General features: G+C 63.5%; 3 protein-coding genes and 2 pseudogenes. 1 reads left to right on the top strand and 4 read right to left on the bottom strand.

Going from position 1 to position 2579, the window contains the following annotated elements; translation table 11 throughout:
- A pseudogene (locus KBT70_RS01275) lies at nt 1-504 on the bottom strand (histidine kinase); the annotation flags it as partial.
- 99 nt (nt 505-603) lie between these two features.
- Nucleotides 604-1059, bottom strand: a complete 456-nt coding sequence (locus KBT70_RS01270) for an iron-sulfur cluster assembly scaffold protein (RefSeq protein WP_296627859.1) — start codon at nt 1057-1059, stop codon at nt 604-606.
- Between the two features lie 67 nt (nt 1060-1126).
- On the opposite strand from KBT70_RS01270, the gene hisI reads away from it, so the two are divergent.
- Nucleotides 1127-1495, top strand: a complete 369-nt coding sequence (gene hisI, locus KBT70_RS01265; RefSeq protein WP_296627858.1) for a phosphoribosyl-AMP cyclohydrolase — start codon at nt 1127-1129, stop codon at nt 1493-1495.
- Between the two features lie 22 nt (nt 1496-1517).
- Here the strand turns inward: hisI and gluQRS are convergent, their stop codons facing one another.
- Nucleotides 1518-2351, bottom strand: coding sequence for a tRNA glutamyl-Q(34) synthetase GluQRS (gene gluQRS, locus KBT70_RS01260; RefSeq protein WP_296627856.1), 834 nt, complete (start codon nt 2349-2351; stop codon nt 1518-1520).
- A 12-nt stretch (nt 2352-2363) separates the two neighbouring features.
- Nucleotides 2364-2579, bottom strand: a pseudogene (locus KBT70_RS01255) (FADH(2)-oxidizing methylenetetrahydrofolate--tRNA-(uracil(54)-C(5))-methyltransferase TrmFO); the annotation flags it as partial.

Genomic DNA, 2579 nt, shown 5'->3' with positions numbered 1-2579 from the left:
ATCGCGCCGCACGGTGACTTCGCCCAGCACATCGCCCACCGCCGCCTCGGTATGGCAGGCCAGACAAAAGGGCTCTGCCGTGATGGCGAGTGTGGCGCTCGCATGGGCGGTGTCGGGCCAGTCGCCGCGCGGCAAGCCTTCGGGTGTGAACTCGAACCCCTCTTCGATGGAGCGTATCGTCACATCCGAGGGAATGATCGCGATGCGATAGCCCAGCCCGTCCCAATTGTCCTTGAGGATCGGATAGACCGTGCGCGCGGCCACTGGCCCGCCCTCGTTGCGCATGATCGAGCGGACATTATCAGCGAGATCCTGCGCCGCCTCTTGGGCGTCCGAGGGGCCATGCACCCGGAATTTGTAATAGACCATTCCGGCCTTGAGCGCGAATTCGAGAACCGTCACCATCAACAGGATGATGAAGAAGTCGCGGATCATATGGATCAGGAAGGACTGATCAAATCGCCCGATCAGCGGGCTGTTCTGGTCGAGTTTCTGCCCTGTCATGGCGCTGTCCCCGGGGTTTATCCCGAGGACGTAGAGCGTATTTTGCGAAAAGTAAGGGGCGGTTTGATCACAAAGGATCGCTTTGGCGCGACGGGAGTGTCAAGCGCAGGTGGTTTGCGCGCTCACCGTTTCCATCGCCTCGACCACCGCCTCGAGCGTGAGGAGGATCGAGGCGTGACGGTTCTTGTAATCGCGTGCGGGGCGCAGCACTTCAAGCCCGTCAAAGGGTGCGGGCGGGGTCGGCCCGTCGGATTTCAGCATTTCGCGCAGCGCGTCGCGCGCGGCCGTCACCTGTGCCAGATTGCAGCCGATGATCACGCGCCCGACCACGCTTGCCGCCGCCTGACCAAGGGCGCAGGCCTTGACCTCGGCGGCGTAGTCCGCGATGCGCCCGCCGTCGCAGCGGATATCCACGGTCACAGTAGAGCCGCAGAGCGGCGCGCGGCGCTTGACGCTCGCCTGTGGGTTGGCCAGCCGCCCATGATGCGGAATGTCAGAGGCCAGTTCCAATATCCGCGCGGAATAAAGCTTGATCAGGTCGGTTTCGCCGCTCATGGCTTTCCCTTTCGTGTGTTGCCCCATAAATAGGCGGGGAGCGCGCAGATGCAAAAGGAAATCCGCCATGCCCTTCGATCCGGCGACACTAAAGTATGATGCAAACGGGTTGATCCCCGCCATCGCCCAAGAGGCCGAGACCGGCGAAGTGCTGATGATGGCGTGGATGAACGCGGACGCCGTGGCCCGTACGCTGGAGACCGGGCGCGTGACCTATTGGAGCCGCTCACGGCAGGCGTTCTGGATCAAGGGCGAAACCTCGGGGCATGTGCAGGAGCTGGTCGAGATGCGCGTCGACTGTGACCGGGATTGCCTGTTGGTGCAGGTGCGCCAGAGTGGCCCCGCCTGTCACACCAACCGGCGCTCGTGTTTCTACACGGCAGTCCGGGAGGGGGAAGAGACCGAGATCATGGTGCCGATGGCGGGCGCGGAATGAGTATTTCCGGAACGCTGAAAGATTAAATCCCGACCATCGCGCGAATGTCGCTGTGGCTGGCCCCTTGGGCGCGGTAGGTGGCGATGGCGCGCGCGTCGTCGCGTTTGGCCAACCGCTTGCCCGCGTCATCGCGGATCAGCGCGTGATGGTGATAGGCGGGCGTGGGCAGGCCCAGCAGGCGCTGCAAGAGCACATGGATTTGCGTCGCCTCTTGCAGGTCCTCGCCCCGGATCACATGGGTAATGCCCTGATCGACATCGTCCACCACCACAGAGAGGTGATAAGACGCCCCCATCTCACGCCGCGCCAGCACCACGTCGCCGACGGTGTGAGGCAGGTCACGCGGTGAGATGGTCTCGTCTTTTTCTCTGTAAGACAAAGGCATATCTAGCATTTCGCAGGCATGGGCCATGTCGAGGCGCAGGGCGCAATCTTCGGGCATCGGGTCCTGCGGCGGGGTCACAGGACGGCAGGTGCCGGGATAGATCACGCCATCGGGCCCCAAGAGCGGCGCGCCCTCTTGCGGGGCAGAGGCGGCGGCGCGAATATCGGCGCGACTGCAGGAGCATTGGTAGAGAAGGCCCTGATCCCAAAGCGATTTCAGCGCCGCACGATAGCGGGGTAGGCGGGAGGACTGGCGCAGCACGGGGCGGGGCCAATCGAGCCCAAGCCACGCCAGATCGTCGAAAATCTGCGCCTCCCACTCCGGGCGACAGCGGGTCTGATCCAGATCGTCGATGCGCAGAAGAAAGGTGCCGCCCGCAGCCCGCGCCCGGTCATGGGCCAGCATCGCGGAATAAGCGTGCCCAAGATGCAGCGGGCCGGTCGGCGAGGGGGCAAAGCGTGTTATGAACATCTGTTCAATGGGTTATGAGGCAATGCTCATGTTCTGAGCGGCCAGCCATTCGCCCCATGCCGCCTTGGCGCGGTCGGTATAGCCCTTGTAGCGGTCAATGCGCCCACGCCGCCCGCCTTTGAAACCATCAATCGGGCGAAAGAGGCCGAAATTCACGTTCATCGGCTGAAAGGTCTTGGCCTCGGCCCCGCCGGTGATGTGGTGGATGAGCGCGCCCATGGCGCTGTC

The sequence above is a fragment of the Roseovarius sp. genome, assembly GCF_018066915.1.
GTDB lineage: Bacteria > Pseudomonadota > Alphaproteobacteria > Rhodobacterales > Rhodobacteraceae > Roseovarius.
This window is presented reverse-complemented; position numbering and strand designations above follow the sequence as displayed.